The sequence below is a fragment of the Vreelandella sp. F11 genome (assembly GCF_042466685.1).
Classification (GTDB): Bacteria; Pseudomonadota; Gammaproteobacteria; order Pseudomonadales; family Halomonadaceae; genus Vreelandella.
In genome coordinates, this window is sequence record NZ_CP170448.1 from 1523914 (window position 1) to 1540196 (window position 16283).

General features: G+C 55.9%; 12 protein-coding genes. 11 read left to right on the forward strand and 1 reads right to left on the reverse strand.

Features of this window, described 5'->3' with window-relative positions; genetic code table 11:
- Window positions 1-15: 15 nt before the first annotated feature.
- Window positions 16-1806, reverse strand: a complete 1791-nt coding sequence (locus ACFIOZ_RS06915) for a sugar phosphorylase (RefSeq protein ID WP_386082944.1) — start codon at window positions 1804-1806, stop codon at window positions 16-18.
- 210 nt (window positions 1807-2016) lie between these two features.
- Between ACFIOZ_RS06915 and nrdR the strand changes: the two genes are divergently transcribed.
- From nrdR to ACFIOZ_RS06970, 11 genes are all read left to right on the forward strand, one after another.
- On the forward strand, window positions 2017-2496 hold the full coding sequence (nrdR, locus tag ACFIOZ_RS06920; protein ID WP_386082945.1) for a transcriptional regulator NrdR: 480 nt from the start codon (window positions 2017-2019) through the stop codon (window positions 2494-2496).
- A complete protein-coding gene (ribD, locus tag ACFIOZ_RS06925; RefSeq protein ID WP_386082946.1) occupies window positions 2493-3668 on the forward strand; it encodes a bifunctional diaminohydroxyphosphoribosylaminopyrimidine deaminase/5-amino-6-(5-phosphoribosylamino)uracil reductase RibD in 1176 nt (391 codons plus the stop codon). Before nrdR ends, ribD begins: the two co-directional genes overlap by 4 nt.
- Before the next feature lie 124 nt (window positions 3669-3792).
- Window positions 3793-4959 (forward strand): bifunctional 3,4-dihydroxy-2-butanone-4-phosphate synthase/GTP cyclohydrolase II, encoded by a 1167-nt coding sequence (gene ribBA / locus ACFIOZ_RS06930; RefSeq protein WP_386082947.1) that lies wholly within the window; start codon window positions 3793-3795, stop codon window positions 4957-4959.
- An 18-nt stretch (window positions 4960-4977) separates the two neighbouring features.
- A complete protein-coding gene (gene ribE / locus ACFIOZ_RS06935) occupies window positions 4978-5466 on the forward strand; it encodes a 6,7-dimethyl-8-ribityllumazine synthase (protein ID WP_386082948.1) in 489 nt (162 codons plus the stop codon).
- Window positions 5463-5957, forward strand: a complete 495-nt coding sequence (gene nusB / locus ACFIOZ_RS06940; protein ID WP_101145129.1) for a transcription antitermination factor NusB — start codon at window positions 5463-5465, stop codon at window positions 5955-5957. Before ribE ends, nusB begins: the two co-directional genes overlap by 4 nt.
- A gap of 36 nt (window positions 5958-5993) precedes the next feature.
- Entirely contained in the window at window positions 5994-6983 is a 990-nt protein-coding gene (gene thiL, locus ACFIOZ_RS06945; protein ID WP_386082949.1) for a thiamine-phosphate kinase, read from the forward strand.
- Window positions 6980-7453, forward strand: a complete 474-nt coding sequence (locus ACFIOZ_RS06950; protein ID WP_280111010.1) for a phosphatidylglycerophosphatase A — start codon at window positions 6980-6982, stop codon at window positions 7451-7453. The genes thiL and ACFIOZ_RS06950 overlap by 4 nt, the downstream gene beginning before the upstream one ends.
- Before the next feature lie 137 nt (window positions 7454-7590).
- Entirely contained in the window at window positions 7591-8847 is a 1257-nt protein-coding gene (locus ACFIOZ_RS06955; RefSeq protein WP_386082950.1) for a DUF945 family protein, read from the forward strand.
- Between the two features lie 140 nt (window positions 8848-8987).
- A complete protein-coding gene (gene lon / locus ACFIOZ_RS06960) occupies window positions 8988-11528 on the forward strand; it encodes an endopeptidase La (RefSeq protein ID WP_386082951.1) in 2541 nt (846 codons plus the stop codon).
- Window positions 11529-11690: 162 nt separating this feature from the next.
- A complete protein-coding gene (locus tag ACFIOZ_RS06965) occupies window positions 11691-13859 on the forward strand; it encodes a methyl-accepting chemotaxis protein (RefSeq protein ID WP_386082953.1) in 2169 nt (722 codons plus the stop codon).
- 169 nt (window positions 13860-14028) lie between these two features.
- On the forward strand, window positions 14029-16188 hold the full coding sequence (locus tag ACFIOZ_RS06970; RefSeq protein WP_386082955.1) for a methyl-accepting chemotaxis protein: 2160 nt from the start codon (window positions 14029-14031) through the stop codon (window positions 16186-16188).
- Window positions 16189-16283 lie beyond the last annotated feature (95 nt).

Genomic DNA, 16283 nt, shown 5'->3' on the forward strand with positions numbered 1-16283 from the left:
GTCTTCTCAATGGTATTAGCGATCGGCCACTAACCAGCGTACCGCATAGGGCGGTAGCGTACCTTCTGCGACCCAAGGGTTGCTGGGATCCAGCCCTTGCCAAGCGTGTTTTTCCAGTGCCTGGGTCACCGCTTCTCCTACGTTTTCTAAAGGAAGTGGTAGATCGGTGACGTTGTACAGCGCCAATAAACGGCGGCCATCATGGAGCGGGCCGCGCTCTACCGCCAACAGTTCCGGTGCTGAGACCACAACCCGCTGGGCGGCATTGGGGTGGAAGCAGGGCTCCTGACGGCGCTGGTCTAATAGCCGGTTTAAGGCGTGGAAAACATCGTGGGTCGGCGTTGAAGGGCTATCGAGCAGGAGGTCAAGCTCGCGACGCTGCCAGCGCCGGCGGTTGATCGAGCGCAGGCGCCCGCTGCGCTCAACGCCTTCCACATCATTGAGCGTGCCCGTCAGGGTGTGAATATACAGCGCGGGTATACCCTGTAAGCTGAGCATAATCGCTTGGCTGCATAGGAATCGGGCGATCTGCCACGGGTCGGGGCCGCGGCGGGTGCCGCGCATGGCCTCAAACCAGGTAATATTGATTTCGTAAGGCGTGTCGCTGCCATCCGGGTTGCTGCGCATGCTGACAAAACCGCCAAACTTGTGCATCAGTTCCAACAGTGCATCTCGCTCGTGGTCAGGCAGTAAGCCTTCCAGGGGGCGTACGCCAATGCCGTCGTGACTGGCGGTAAAGTTGAGGTAGGTGCAGTGGTCGGGCAAAACGGGAAGGCTGGCAAGCCAGGTTTGCAGGGTGCTCGCTTCACCACGAGTGAGGGTATGCAACAGCAGAGGGGGCAGAGCAAATTGATACACCATATGGGCTTCGTCGGGCGCCCCCTCGGGCAGCCGATTTAAACCAAAATAACTGATGTTTTCCTGGTGTGGCACATTGGTTTCGGTGATCAGCAGGGTGCCGGGTGCCACGTGATCCACAATCGCCCGCAGCAGCCGCACCACGGTGTGGGTCTCTGGCAGGTGAATGCAGGCGGTGCCTAGTTTCTTCCATAGAAAGGCCACCGCATCCAAGCGCACAATCCGCGTCCCCTGCTCCAGGTAGAACAGTAAAATACCCACGAACTCCAGCAGCACATCAGGATTTTCAAAGTTCAGGTCAAGCTGGTCTTCGGAGAACGTTGCCCACAGGTAGCGGGTACCGCGACGAGTGGATATAGGGACTAACAAGGGACTACTGCGCGGACGTACCACTTGAGATACATCGGTATCTGGATCGACTTCGATAAAGTAGTCGCGGCCAGGCAGGCTGCCGCTCAGGTAGTCCACAAACCAAAGAGACTCCCGTGAAACGTGGTTGAGCACCAGGTCGGCCATTAAGTCGTAATGGCTGGCCAGTTCTCGGATATGCGACCAGTCGCCAAGGTCGGGGTTAACTTCCCGGTAGTGGATGACCGAGAAACCGTCGTCACTGCTCCAGGGGAAGAAGGGCAGTACGTGTACGCCGCTGATACGATCACCTAACCGCTGCTGAAGAAAATCGCTAAGTACGGCCAGCGGCGGCACACTATCTTCGATAATGGAGTCACCGTAGCTGATCACCCACTGGTCTTTTTCGCTCCAGGAAGGTGCGTTATTAGCGTTGGCTCCTACGGTGTTGGATGAAAATGGGGCAAGCGACTGGAAATGCGCCAGGTGCTGGTTCAAGCGGCGCTGTACTTCGCTTGCCCGGGGCCCGTAAAGGTGGGTGAGGTAGTCATGAACGGTATTTGAAAATTTGTCGTGAACGGTCTGCTCAAAGCGGGGCATGGGTGACTCCTGATAAACAATCTGCCACAAACGCTGCAGCTTGTGTGCCAAATCGTTACAATACGAGTTGATACCGCGTTTAAACGCTAAGGTACATTAGCTTATGGCAGTGGGTACTGCTAAAACGCTATTAATAGCACACACATTGACAGGTTATAACACGCTAACTCGTGCGGCACGCTGACACGAGCTGACAACAGGTTGACCGCTATGCATTGCCCTTTTTGTGGTGCAAACGATACTCGAGTGACCGATTCGCGGTTGGTCGCTGATGGTGACCAGGTGCGCCGTCGCCGCCAGTGTGCGAGCTGCCAAGAGCGCTTTACCACCTATGAAACCGCTGAATTAGTCATGCCGCGGGTGGTGAAGTCCGACGGCTCCCGTGAGAGCTTTAATGAAGCCAAGCTGCGGGCTGGTATGCTGCGCGCGTTGGAAAAGCGCCCGGTCAGCGCTGAAGCCATTGAGGCAGCGGTCGAGCGCATTCGTCAAACCCTGCGTGCTCGAGGCGATCGTGAAATCAACGCTCGTGATATCGGCGAAGCGGTTATGCAAACGCTTAAGACTCTCGATCATGTGGCCTATATCCGCTTCGCGTCGGTGTATCGCAAGTTCCAGGATCTGGATGAGTTTCGCGCAGAGATTGACCGGCTTTCCCAAGAGCCCTCAGACAAGAGCGTGCCGTCAAAATGAGCGGCAATTTTAGCCAAGCTGACCACCGCTACATGGCCCGGGCGCTGCAACTGGCGCAAAAGGGCTTATACACCACGGATCCTAACCCGCGTGTAGGCTGCGTCATTGTGCGCGATGAGGAGATAGTTGGCGAAGGCTTTCACCTGCGTGCCGGTGAACCTCATGCTGAGATCCACGCTTTAAACGCCGCAGGAGCGCGCGCCCAGGGGGGCACCGCCTACGTCACCCTGGAGCCCTGCTCTCACACTGGGCGCACCGGCCCCTGCGCAGTAGCGCTTCGAGAAGCTCGGGTCTCGCGGGTCGTCATGGCGATGATAGACCCAAACCCGCAGGTCAGCGGCCGAGGTATTCAGATACTCGAACAGGCCGGTATCGACGTCGCGGTGGGCTTGCTGGAAAGCGAAGCGCGCACGTTGAACCCCGGCTTTATTAAGCGCATGGCCCTGAAACGCCCCTTTGTGCGCCTGAAAATGGCGATGAGTTTGGATGGTCGTACCGCCATGGGGTCAGGGGAGTCCCAGTGGATCACCGGGCCTGAAGCGCGCACCCAAGTGCAGCGGTTACGGGCACGTTCCAGCGCAATATTGAGCGGCGTCGAGTCGCTGATCATGGACGACTCTCGGCTAACGATACGGGCAGAGCAGCTCCAGCTCGATAACGCTGACGACGTGATTCGCCGCCAGCCGTTGCGGGTGATTTTAGATACGCATTTGCGTTTACCCCTGGCGGCGGCCTGTTTACGCGAGCCGGGGCGTACGCTAGTGCTCACCACACCAGGCCATGCGGAAGAGAAGCGCCATCGGCTAACTCAGGCGGGTGCCGAAGTGCTGGTACTACCTGCCGGTAGCGATGGGCGGATCGATCTGGTCGCAATGCTCCAGTGGTTAGCCGAAAATGAGCAGGTTAACGAACTGTTAGTGGAAACCGGCGCGACCCTGGCGGGCGCTATGCTTGACGCGGCGCTGATTGATGAACTGCAGCTATTTGTTGCCCCCACGCTGTTAGGCGGTGAAGCGCGGCCGCTTTTTGCGCTGCCAGGCCTCTCACGTATGGCGGATCAACGGCGGTTAACCATTCACGATATGCGAGCGGTGGGGCGTGATTGGCGTATTATTGCTACCTCTCAGCCGATGAGTGCATCTGGCGCATTCAGCGAGAGCAAGGTACCCTGACGCGCAAAACCGTGACTAACTGACGCGACCTTTTTCGTGAAAAATGTCACGAAAACCGTTCGTGATAAACGTTCGTGACAACTGCTTGTGACAACCGCTTGCAAAAACATAAATTGGAGACTCCATGGCGCACCCCACCTCTAGAGGCTTAGCCCCTATCGCCGAGCTGGTGGACGATATCCGCCAGGGCAAAATGGTGATTCTCATGGATGACGAGGATCGCGAAAATGAAGGTGATATCATCATGGCCGCCGAAAAGGTGCAGGCCGAACATATCAACTTTATGGCCCGTTTCGCCCGTGGTTTGATCTGTATGCCGATGACCCGCGCCCGCTGCGAGCAGCTTAATTTGCCGCTGATGGTGCGCGATAACGGCTCCGGTTTTGGTACCAAATTTACGCTTTCGATTGAGGCAACCGAAGGGGTTACGACCGGCATTTCCGCAGCAGATCGAGCGCGCACAGTACAGGCAGCGGTAGCGCCCCATGCAAAGCCCTCCGATATCGTTCAGCCAGGGCATATCTTTCCGTTGATGGCTGAGCCGGGTGGCGTGCTGCGCCGTGCTGGTCACACTGAAGCGGCTTGCGACCTGGCTGCATTGGCAGGCTGTGACCCTAGCGGTGTGATCTGCGAAATCATGAACGATGATGGCAGCATGGCGCGTCGTCCGGAACTGGAAGCTTTTGCCCAGGAGCACGGCATTAAAATCGGCACCATCGCGGATCTGATCCACTACCGTATCGTCAATGAGCAAACCATCGATCATCTGGAAGCGTCAACGGTAATGACCTCCCATGGCGAGCTCACACTACATGTTTTCCGTGATCGTATTCAGGGCGCTCATCATTTGGCGCTGGTCAATGGCCAGCCAACTCCAGAGCAGGCTACCACGGTGCGCGTGCATCTTAGCGATACGCTGCGTGATGTGATGGGCTTAATGAAAGACGAGCAGTGCCGCTGGGATGCTCACCGCGCGCTGGAAGAGATTGCCGGTGCCGCGCCTGGTGTGTTTGTGTTGATCGACGACGGACGCCCGCATCAGGATTTAAAAGATCAGCTAGATATCTTTTTGGATCGCGTGCGTCAGCCGCGTACCAGCGATTCCGACGGCGCCGGTAACTACTTAACCATCGGCACCGGTTCGCAGATTCTGCGCTATTTAGGCGTGGGTAAAATGCGCTTACTGAGTTCACCGTGGAAGTTCTCCGCGCTGTCCGGCTTTGACCTTGAAGTCGTCGAACGCCTGGGGCCTAACGACGCGGCGTATGAGCCAACTTCTCCGCAAGACTAATTTAGCAGGAATAAATTGATGCACTCCCTCACTCAAGTTGAAGGTACTTTTGTTGACGTCGATGGCCACTATGTCATTGTGGTCGGTCGTTTTAACCATCACGTGGTGGATAGCCTGGTAGAGGGCGCCGTCGACAGCTTGACCCGCCACGGCGTCGATGCCGAGCATATTCACATTGTTCACGTGCCAGGTGCCTGGGAACTGCCGTTAGCGGTGAAGCGCGTGCTGAAGGTGATGAAACCCGATGCAGTGATTGCCCTGGGCGCGGTCATCCGCGGCGGAACGCCTCACTTTGAATACGTAGCAGGTGGCTGCAATACGGCGATCAATCATTTACAGCTTGAGTTTGATACCCCGGTAGCTAACGGCGTATTAACCGTTGAGAGCATCGAACAAGCGATTGAGCGTGCGGGCACCAAAGCTGGCAACAAAGGCACCGAAGCGGCCATGGCGGCCATGGAAATGGTCTCTCTGCTTCGCGCGCTGCCGTCAGGAGATACCCAATGAGCGAGCGTAAACCCTCTGCTGCTCAGCAGGGCCGCCACGCGGCGCGCGAGTTAACCGTGCAGGGGCTTTATCAGTGGCAGATGACGGGTAAGTCCATCACCACCATTGAAGCCGAGTTTCGTAGCCAAGTGGCTGACGATGACCTGGAAGATCATGAAAACTGGGTAAAGGTAATGGAGATCGCCGATAAGGCGCTGTTTCACGAACTCCTCCACAATACCGTGCGTTTCAAGGCGGAGTTGGATCGTGAAATCTCTCCCCTGCTAGACCGCCGTCTGGAAGATCTCGATGCGGTCGAGCTGGCCATTTTGCGGTTAGGCGCTTATGAGCTTTCCCGCCGCATGGAAGTACCCTATCGTGTAGTGATTAACGAAGGCGTTGAGCTGGCTAAGTCATTTGGCGCCACCGACGGCCATAAATACGTGAACGGCATTCTCGACAAGCTGGCGATACGCTTGCGTAGTGCCGAGGTCAGCGCTCGTCGTCTCTGAACGCGAGCGGTATGACAATGCGTTTAAGGGGCCTTTGTGCTTGCCGAATTTGATTTGATTCGACGCTATTTTATGTCGTCGCAGGAGGCGTCGACCGCGTCAAATGGCGTCACACTAGGATGTGGAGACGATGCCACGCTGCTGCTACCGCAAGCAGGCCAACAGCTGTCTGTGAGCGTTGATACCTCGGTAGTGGATGTACACTTTCCCCGCGAAGCCCCGGCATTTGCGGTAGGTCACCGTGCCTTGGCCGTTGCGCTGAGCGATTTGGCTGCCATGGGGGCGACGTCACGCTGGTGTTTAATGGCGTTGACCCTGGATCAGCGCCAATTTGCCGATGACGAAGCTGCCCATGCTTGGCTGGCAGACTATGCGCGTGGCTTTCATGCCCTTAGCCAGCAGCACGCCACAACGCTGGTAGGGGGCGATGTCACGTCTGGTGCGCTCTCCATAGGTGTTACCGTCATGGGCGAAGTGCCGGTAGGCGAAGCCCTGACCCGTGGCGGTGCCCAGGCAGGCGATGTGATCGCGGTAACCGGTGCGCTCGGTGGCGGGGCTGGTGGGCTGGCGCTTTGGCAGCAGGGCGAGCGCGATCTGGCGCATCCGCTGCTAAGTCGCTATCTATTGCCACAGCCTCGCTTAGCGGCGGGCTTGGCATTGCGTGGTTTAGCCACCGCTGCGCTGGATATTTCCGATGGGCTACTGGCTGACTTGGCGCATATTCGCGACGCCTCGCAGGTGGGAGCCGTCATCGCGTTAGACGCCTTACCCCTGGCCGATGCGCTGGAAAGCTCCCTAGGCCGGGAAGCTGCGCTAAAGGCGGCACTTTCCGGTGGGGATGATTACGAATTACTGGTTACCCTCGGCGCTGACGATGTCGCAGAGGCGCAACAGCGTTTAGCGCCATTGGGTCTCTCGCTAACCGTCATCGGCCACTGTTGTGAAGCACTAGGTGTTAGTGCCTCTGACCAGAGTGACCTCAGTGACTACGCCGGTTGGCAGCATTTTAGTGGGGAAGCGCCATGAATCGTGCACCAAAAAGTGTCTGGCGTCGCCCAACGCATTTTTTTGCCTTTGGTTTAGGTAGTGGTACGGTGCCTTGGGCACCGGGCACCTTTGGTACGCTAGCGGCAATTCCGTTTTACTGGATGATGGCGGAATTGCCCCTGGGATGGTACCTGAGCATCTGTTTTGTCACTTTCGTGGTGGGGGTTTGGTTGTGCGACAAAACCTCTCACGACTTAGGTGTCCATGACCACTCCGGCATCGTCTGGGATGAGTTTGTCGGTTATTGGCTGACCATGGCGGCGGTGCCTTTTTCGTGGGAAGCTGCGTTGTGGGGCTTTATTGTATTCCGCATCTTCGATGTCTTTAAACCGTGGCCGATACGTTGGGCAGATCGCCGTGTAGCGGGCGGTTTTGGCATTATGATCGATGATGTGATGGCAGGGGTCTACGCCTGGAGTACTATGCACCTGTGGTTCTGGCTGCACTAAGCTGATTGAGTGGTGAGTGGTGAGTGGTGAGTGGTGAGTGGTGAGTGGTGAGTGGTGAGTGGTAAATAGAGCTCAGGAGCGGTTGATAACTTTTTTCGAGTGCATTGGCTGCAAGGCGTTGGCTTCAAGGAGGTAGCATGCGCAAGGAACGTCTGATTGTCCCTACACTGGCGATCATCGCCATCGTGTGGGCGGCAGCGCAGCTGCTCTCAAGTGTGCTTTTTGAGCGAAGCTTGCGCCAAGCGCTTGAGGATCTGGAAGCGCGGGGGGAGTGGCGCGTCAACCGTACTGAGAACCACCAAGGCTGGTTAAGTTCCCAGGGCAGGTTAATTCTGTCACCACTGCTGGGTCGCCCCTGGCGGCTGGAACTCACCTATAGCGCACGCCACGGTATTTTAAGCACGGATGTCGAAGGCACGGTACTGCCTCGCCTTGATACCGTGTTGCAGCAAGCGGTGGGTGAAGTCACCGCACCCTCTGTGCCGCGCTGGCAAGGGCGCTACCATACCCTTAGCGGCCATAGCGAGGTGCGCCTTGCCCTTGCTCCCTTTGTTATCCAACAAAATGGTCGCGAGTTAGCCGTCCGCGGCGGTCGGCTGCGCCTGGAAGGTGTTTTTGGTGATTGGCGACTCCGTGCGCTGTTTGACCAGCTCACCCTGATGGATGGTATGGCCCAGCTCGCACTAGGTCCCACGGAGCTGGAGAGCCGCTATACTTATATCGATGATGCTTACCACTTTGCCCAACGCGACCACCTGCATATTGAAACGCTGACGTTGAGCTACCCCTCCTACGATATCCAGCTGTCGCCCCTCGACTTGAATAGTCACATGGTGCTGGATGAGAGCGAGCTGCGTATTAAAGGCGACCTGGCAATAGGCGACGTGATGGTACCTTCTGAAGCGCCGGACATGCCGCTGCTCAATGGTCGCATAGCGTTGGAGCTCTCCCGACTGAATGCCGATGCGGTGCGTAACGTGATCCGTCGTTTGCGCCAGGAAGCTGCCTGGGGAGACGCGACTCTACCCATGGCGGAAGGATTGCTAGCCCGCCTAGAGCCGGATTTGCGCAAAGTACTTAGCGACTCACCGCGTTTAGATGTCACGACCGTTGCTATCGATAGCCCGCTGTTGGGTATTCGCCTGGATGCGGATGGCGCGCTGTTTTTTGATGCCCGTCAGTTGGATGAGCTTAGCGTGATTCATCTTGATAAAGAGAAAGAGCAGGCGAAATGGCTGGAGCGTATTGATGGCGACTTTACCTGGCATGAGGCTCCCACCGTCGCCGCGCTATGGTTAGGGCTGCCGCTGGGCACGCGGGAGTTGCAGTTTGATGTGGTACGCGGCGTATGGCGAGTCAATGGCCGCCCAATGCCCGAGCTCTGGCCTCAATAACGTTAAAGGCGTAAGGCGGTCAGGAACTCTGTTAAATCGACTGTTCTATTTGCGAAGGGTTGAAGTTTTAGCTCACTGCCCGCATTCCATGGACAACACTTGGCGGTGTTCACCGCCGGTATCGGTTCATTGGAGGACGCATGAGCGACCAGGATTACGAACACGACGCTGAACATCTTGATTGGCAACTTGACGATGAACAGTCATCAATCAGTGATGATGCTCCCGGTAGTGAAGAGAGTAACGAACATAGTAGTAAAGAGCGTCGCGAAAAGAGCGCTCATAAGCAGGCTGGCCAGCCGGAGGGTAGTGATTACCGCTCCGACGGCGAGCGGGTAAACTCTCTGGTGCCGGCCAGCGAAATGCTGCCAGAGCGCATCTACCTTCTCCCTATTCACAACCGTCCTTTTTTCCCTGCCCAGGTGCAGCCGTTGGTGGTTAACCGCGAACGCTGGGAAGAGACCATGCGCCGTGTGGGTAACACGCCGCACCACACGCTGGGTGTTGCTTTTGTGGGGGAGCAGGGTGTCACTTCCCTTGATCACGAAGGTTTTCCAGAGATCGGCACCGCGGTTAAAGTGCATAAACTCAAGGGTGAAGACGACCAGATCCAGTTTATCGCCCAAGGGCTTCAGCGCTTCAAGATTACCCGCTGGCTCTCTAAAGAGCCGCCCTACCTTGTTGAAGTGACTTACCCTAAAGAGCCGGTGGATGCGGAAAACGAAGAGACCCGCGCCTACGCCATGGCGATTATCAACGGCATTAAAGAGCTGCTGCCGATCAATCCGCTGTATGGGGAAGAGCTCAAGCACTACCTCAACCGCTTTAGTCCGCATCAGCCGGGGCCGTTGACCGATTTTGCCGCTGCCATTACCTCTGCCAAAGGCCCTGAGCTGCAGGATGTGCTGGCCACCCTGTCGGTGGAGGAGCGGATGCAGAAAGTTCTGCCGCTGCTGCGTAAAGAGATCGATGTAGCGCTGCTGCAGGGCGAGATCAGCGAGCAGGTCAACGCGCAAATGCAGGATCGACAGCGCGAGTTCTTCCTGCGGGAACAGCTAAAGGTCATTCAGCGTGAGCTGGGTATCTCCAAAGATGATCGTGAAAACGATGTGGATACTTTTAGGGCGCGCTTGGAATCGCTGGTGGTGCCTGAACGTGTTCAATCGCGTATTGACGACGAACTCAATAAACTCAGTGTGTTGGAAACCGGCTCGCCGGAGTATGGCACCACGCGTAACTACCTGGATTGGCTAACATCTCTGCCCTGGGGAGTGACCAGCCAGGATCAGTTGGACTTACCCCATGCGCGCCAAGTGCTGGATCGTGACCACGACGGCCTGAAAGACGTGAAAGAGCGCATTATCGAATTTCTCGCCGAGGGCACTTTTAAAGGCGACGTAGGCGGCTCGATTGTGCTGTTGGTAGGCCCGCCAGGGGTAGGTAAAACCTCCATCGGCCGTTCGATCGCCGAAGCTCTGGGGCGTCAGTTCTACCGCTTCTCGGTCGGTGGTATGCGCGACGAAGCGGAAATTAAGGGGCATCGTCGTACCTATGTCGGCGCTATGCCCGGCAAACTGGTACAAGCCTTTAAGGAAGTCGAGGTCGAAAACCCCGTTATCATGTTGGATGAGATCGACAAGCTGGGACAATCCTTCCAGGGCGACCCTGCCTCGGCGCTGCTGGAAGTGCTTGATCCAGAGCAGAACGTTGATTTCCTCGATCACTATCTTGATGTGCGCATGGATCTCTCCAAGGTGCTGTTTATTTGCACCGCCAACACCCTGGATTCAATTCCTGGGCCGCTGTTGGATCGTATGGAGCAGATCCGCCTCTCCGGTTATATCGCTGAAGAGAAACTGGCGATTGCTAAACACCACCTGTGGCCAAAGTTGCTCAAGCGCGACAACCTGACCAAAAAACGCATTAGTCTTTCTGATGCTGCCTTAAAACAGGTGATAGAAGGCTACGCCCGGGAAGCCGGGGTGCGGCAGTTGGAGAAACAGCTTCACCGTATTGTGCGTAAGTCGGCGGTTAAGCTGCTGGAAGAGGAGGCCGAAACCGTCAAGATATCGGTTAAAAATCTTGAAGAGTTCCTGGGAGCGCCGATTTTCCGTAAAGAGAAAGTGCTTACCGGGGAGGGGGTGGTGACAGGCCTGGCGTGGACATCCATGGGCGGGGCAACGCTGCCCATTGAAGCGGGCAAAGTGCACTCGCTGGATCGCGGCTTTAAGCTTACCGGCAAGCTTGGTGAGGTGATGCAGGAGTCTGCCAATATCGCCTACAGCTATACCCTGGGTCACCTACAGGAGTATGGCGCCGATGCGGACTTCTTCGACTCAGCGTTTGTGCATTTACATGTGCCCGAGGGTGCTACGCCCAAAGATGGTCCTTCGGCCGGTGTCACCATGACCACCGCGCTGCTGTCACTGGCCAAGCATCAGGCGATTGACCGACCTTTGGCGATGACCGGCGAATTAACCTTGACCGGCCAAGTGCTCCCCGTTGGTGGAATTCGTGAAAAAGTGATTGCCGCGCGGCGCAGTGATATTTTTGAATTGATTCTGCCCGACGCCAATAAGCGCGACTATGAAGAGTTGCCGGACTATCTGAAAGAGGGTATGACGGTGCACTTTGCCAAACGCTACCGTGATGTATCAGATATCGTTTTCGGTCGAAAATAGAGCGTTGATTTTATTTGCAGCAACGGCTGTTTAACCTTTTAAAGCGTCTTACGAGAGTAAGGCGCTTTTTTTACACTTGTTCACTGGTTTGCTGAGATTATCTATAGCGATAATGACCTCTGCTTTAATAAAAATTAAGAATATCTAATTCTCGGAGAACTAATGCGCAATAATCAGCCGGTCACCCAGCGCGAGTATGTCCTGAGCGAGGAGACAGTCCTTATCTCTCGCTCGGATTTAAAGGGTAATGTGACCTATGCCAACTCCACCTTTGTTGAGGTCAGCGGCTACAGTCGCGACGAGCTGATCGGCGCGCCCCACAACCTCCTTCGTCACCCTGATATGCCTGAAGCTGCTTACGCAGATTTCTGGAAAACCATCCAAGCCGGGGAAACCTGGCAAGGTGTGGTCAAAAACCGTCGTAAAAATGGCGACCACTACTGGGTGCATGCCACGGTCGCCCCGCTGCGGGACGGGGAGCGTATCGTTGGCTATACCTCTGTGCGTCGTAAAGCTGCTGGGCAAGCAGTGGCCCGTGCAGAAAAAATCTACGCTGAAATTCGTGAAAAAGGCAAATCCCGCCACTACGCGCTAGCCCACGGCACGCTGCGGCGTAAAGGCTTGACCGGCATACTGTCGCGCTTTCAGTTCTCCAGTCTTAAAGCCAAGCTCATCAGTATGGTGGTGGTCTCTTTGCTACTGCTCTGCTTTTCGGGCGGGTTGGGGGTGTACGCGGTGATGGTCTCCGGCGAGCGGCTGGAAACACTTAATCGATCAGGGTTGAGTGACGTTGCTTCGCTGCAGCATATCGAGCGCTACATGGGGCAAACGGTTGAGACACTTGAGCCTGCGGTACGCAGTCCCCGCCGGGCTGACCTTGAGGCCGTCAATGCAGAGATTGGCCAATATACTAATGCCATGCAAACCCTGTGGGCGGATTACTACGTCGATGATGCCGTCAATGTTGAAGCTGCCCAGTCCTTTGATAATGCGTTGACTACCTGGACAACCGGGGTACAAACCAGCTTGGTGGCGATTGAGGAGGGGAATGGATTCGCGGCCTTTGAGGCCTTTAATGACGTGGTGGTGCCGACCACTGACTCACTGCGCGAGATGAATAGCACCCTGGTCGAGCTGGTGCGCGCTGATGCCGAAGCACTGGTCACCCAAGCGCAAGGCGGGCGTCAACAGCTGCTAATAGCCCAGTTGGTGTTACTGGCTATTGGCTTTTTGGTCATGATTGGTCTGAGCGTGATGATTCTAAAGTCGGTGTTTCGCAGCCTGTCGGGCGCGCGGTATATCACTTTCCAAATTGCGGCGGGCAACCTGGCCGCCCGTGAGCGGCGCCAAACCCGCGACGAGTTTGGCGAGCTGCTTTACTCGCTGGACACCATGCGCTTTAGTCTATCCAGCATCGTGGGCGATGTGGAGAGCCGCGTTTCTGTAGTCACTCCAGCCATTCAACAGATCGCTGCTGAAAACGAAGAGCTCTCTTCGCGTACAGAGCAGCAGGCATCTTCGCTTCAACAGACTGCTTCCAGTATGGAGGAGATGACCTCGACGGTTCAGCAGAACACCGATAATGCCCGCCAAGCCACCGACCTGGCGGTACAAAATGCGACCAGCACTCGGGAAACAGGCAAGCAGATGCAGCAGTTGGTCGAGCGTATGCAGCGTATCGCCCAGAGTGCTGAAAAGATGACCGAGATGATCAGTGTGATCGACGGTATTGCTTTTCAAACCAATATTTTGGCACTCAACGCTTCAGTAGAGGCTGCCCGCGCGGGTGAGCATGGCCGTGGCTTTGCGGTTGTGGCCAGTGAAGTGCGCAATCTGGCCGGTCGCAGCGCAGATGCCGCCCAGGAAATCCGTAAGATGATTGATAGTACCACCCAGGAAGTGAGCGGCGGTCGAAGTGCGGTGGATCAGGCTGAACGGGCGATCAAGGAGGTCTCACAGCAGGTGAGCCGGGTCAGTGAGCTGATGGAGTCGATCAGCACAGCGTCCAGCGAACAGAGTAGCGGGATCGGTCAAATTAACTCGGCGATTGCCGAAATGGATACTGTGACCCAGCAGAACGCCTCCAAAGTGCAGTCAATTGCGGCCTCAGCGGATAACCTCTCCCTTGAAGCCTTTGAACTCGCCAATGTGGTCGATGCGTTCCGTTTGGAGGGGGCTCAAGATGAGAGCATTAAAGAGGCGCGGGCGAAGTTGCAACGTGCTAACCACGCACTCAGCAAAGCCGCCCAGCGTTTACCTGCGCCGACTGAGTCGCGTGCTAAGTCAGCCTCAATACAGTCACGCCCGGCTGACCAGTGGGAAGCGTTCTAGGCCGCTAGGCAACGCCTTAGGTTCTTGATTTGCCTCTGTTCGTTTTAATTATATGCCACCCTTTGGGGTGGCATATTTAATGCATTACCTCTAATTGAAAAGGTTTAGCGATAGGGAGCCGCTAAGCCTAAAGATGGCGCAAGCCTTCAATAAAAAGTAGGGGGTCTATATGCATAATACCGAACAAGCAGCAAATGCTGTTTATGAGTTAGCTGACGACGAAGTGCTGATCTCACGCTCTGATCTTCAGGGCAGAATCACCTATGCCAACCAGATATTTGTGGAGGTAAGCGGCTACTCTTTAGACGAGATAATGGGTGAACCCCATAGCCTGTTCCGCCACCCCAGCATGCCCAAAGCGCTCTTTGAGAACTTATGGGAAACCATTGAAGCGGGTAAAACCTGGCAGGGTCTTATCAAAAATCGTCGCCAAACGGGCGAAGCGTATTGGATGCATACCACGATTGCACCGCTGCTCGATGGTGACCGCGTAGTAGGCTATACCTCCATCCGGCGCAAAGCCTCGGCTAAGGCGATTACCCGGGCAGAGCGCGTATACGCTGCTATGCAACAGGGCAAAATGCGTGGCTTTAAGCTTCATTATGGTGCGTTACGTCGCACTGGGTTACGTGGGTGGGTGCAACGCTTTAGTTTCAGTAGCATCCAGGCCAAGCTCATCGGGATGGTGTTGGCGTCCATTATCTTATTGGTGATGGCGGCAGCGGCGGGGGTTTACGGCTTAACCAGTTCCGCAGAACGTCTGCGAACGCTCAATCAAACTGGCCTGGAAGGGGTTTCCGACCTGCAACAGATTGATCAGCGGGTGAGTCAAGCGATCCAGGCGTTAGAGCCAGCGGTGCGAAACCCACGTCGGGCTGATCTGGAGGCTCTTGAAAGCCAACTCACCACCATGAGTGCCGACATCGAACACTCCTGGCAGGAGTACACTGAGCTGCGCACAACGGGCGGCGGCGTTCAGGAAGGTCTAGCGGCGCACCTCGACAACTTCATAGCGGCTTCAGATACCGCGTTTGTAGCTATTCGCGATGGCAACGGCTTCGCGGCGTTCGAAGCGTTCAATGATATCGTGCAGCCTACTTCTGCGAGCATTAGTGCCACGATTAATCTGCTCGTTGAGCAAGAGCGTGCAGCAGCGCATATATTGATGGAGAACGCCGAGCAGCAGCAGAAAGTAATGCTATACGGTCAACTAGGTGTGCTGCTACTGGGTATCGTGCTGATGGTTGGGTTAAGCATGGCGGTACTCAAATCGCTGATTAAATCGCTTAATGAAGCGCGTCGGGTGACGTTCCAAATTGCCGCGGGCAACTTGGCCAATCGGGTAACGTTAAAGCGTGATGATGAACTGGGTGAACTTCTTAATTCACTGGAAACGATGCGTTCGAGCTTATCGGGGCTAATCACCGAGGTTGGCAATAAGGTGGATGTGGTGACCCCCGCCTCTGAACATATCAAACGGCAGAATGAAGACTTGGCGTCACGCACAGAGCAGCAGGCATCTTCGCTACAGCAAACGGCTTCTAGCATGGATCAGATGACCGCCACCGTGCAGCAAAACAGTGAAAACGCCCGTCAGGCTAATCAATTAGCCATGCAAAACGCTAATACAAGCCGTGAAACCGGCGAGCACATGCAGGCGCTGGTAGAGCGTATGGAACGTATTGCTGCCAGTGCCGATAAGATGACTGATATTATCAGTGTCATTGACAGCATCGCTTTTCAAACCAATATTTTGGCACTTAACGCCTCCGTTGAGGCCGCACGGGCTGGCGAGCAGGGGCGTGGTTTTGCCGTGGTGGCGAATGAGGTACGCAATTTGGCCGGGCGCAGCGCTGACGCCGCTGGCGAGATCCGCCGCTTAATTGATGCTTCCTCCCAGGAGATTGCCGGTGGTGCCCAGGCGGTAAGAGAGGCCGAAACGGCTATTGAACAGGTGGTTACTCAGGTGATGAGAGTCAGCGATATTATGGAGGAGATAAGCATCGCATCAGATGAGCAGAGCAGCGGTATCGCGCAGATCAATACCGCCGTCTCTGAGATGGATCATGTGACTCAGCAGAATGCTTCCAAGGTGCAGTCTATTTCCAGTGCTGCTCAAGACCTTACCCGTGAAGCGTTGAGCCTGGCCAACGTTATTGCTGCTTTCCGCTTAGAGGGGGCGGCAGATGAGAGCAGCGAGAAGGCTCGTGAGCGCTTACTCAAACAGGCAGGGATGGCGCCCATGCCATCATTATCCTCACCATCCCAGGCGTTAGCTTCGCCCCAAATTCGCCCATCGCTATCTGCAACGCTTGCACAGCCAGCCTAAACGGCAGGGCAGCCAGGGATGAATGCGCGCCATGGAGGGCGCCCCTCTCTCATTACACCTAACCTCTTCACCTAATCCTGCATCTAGTCTCTACG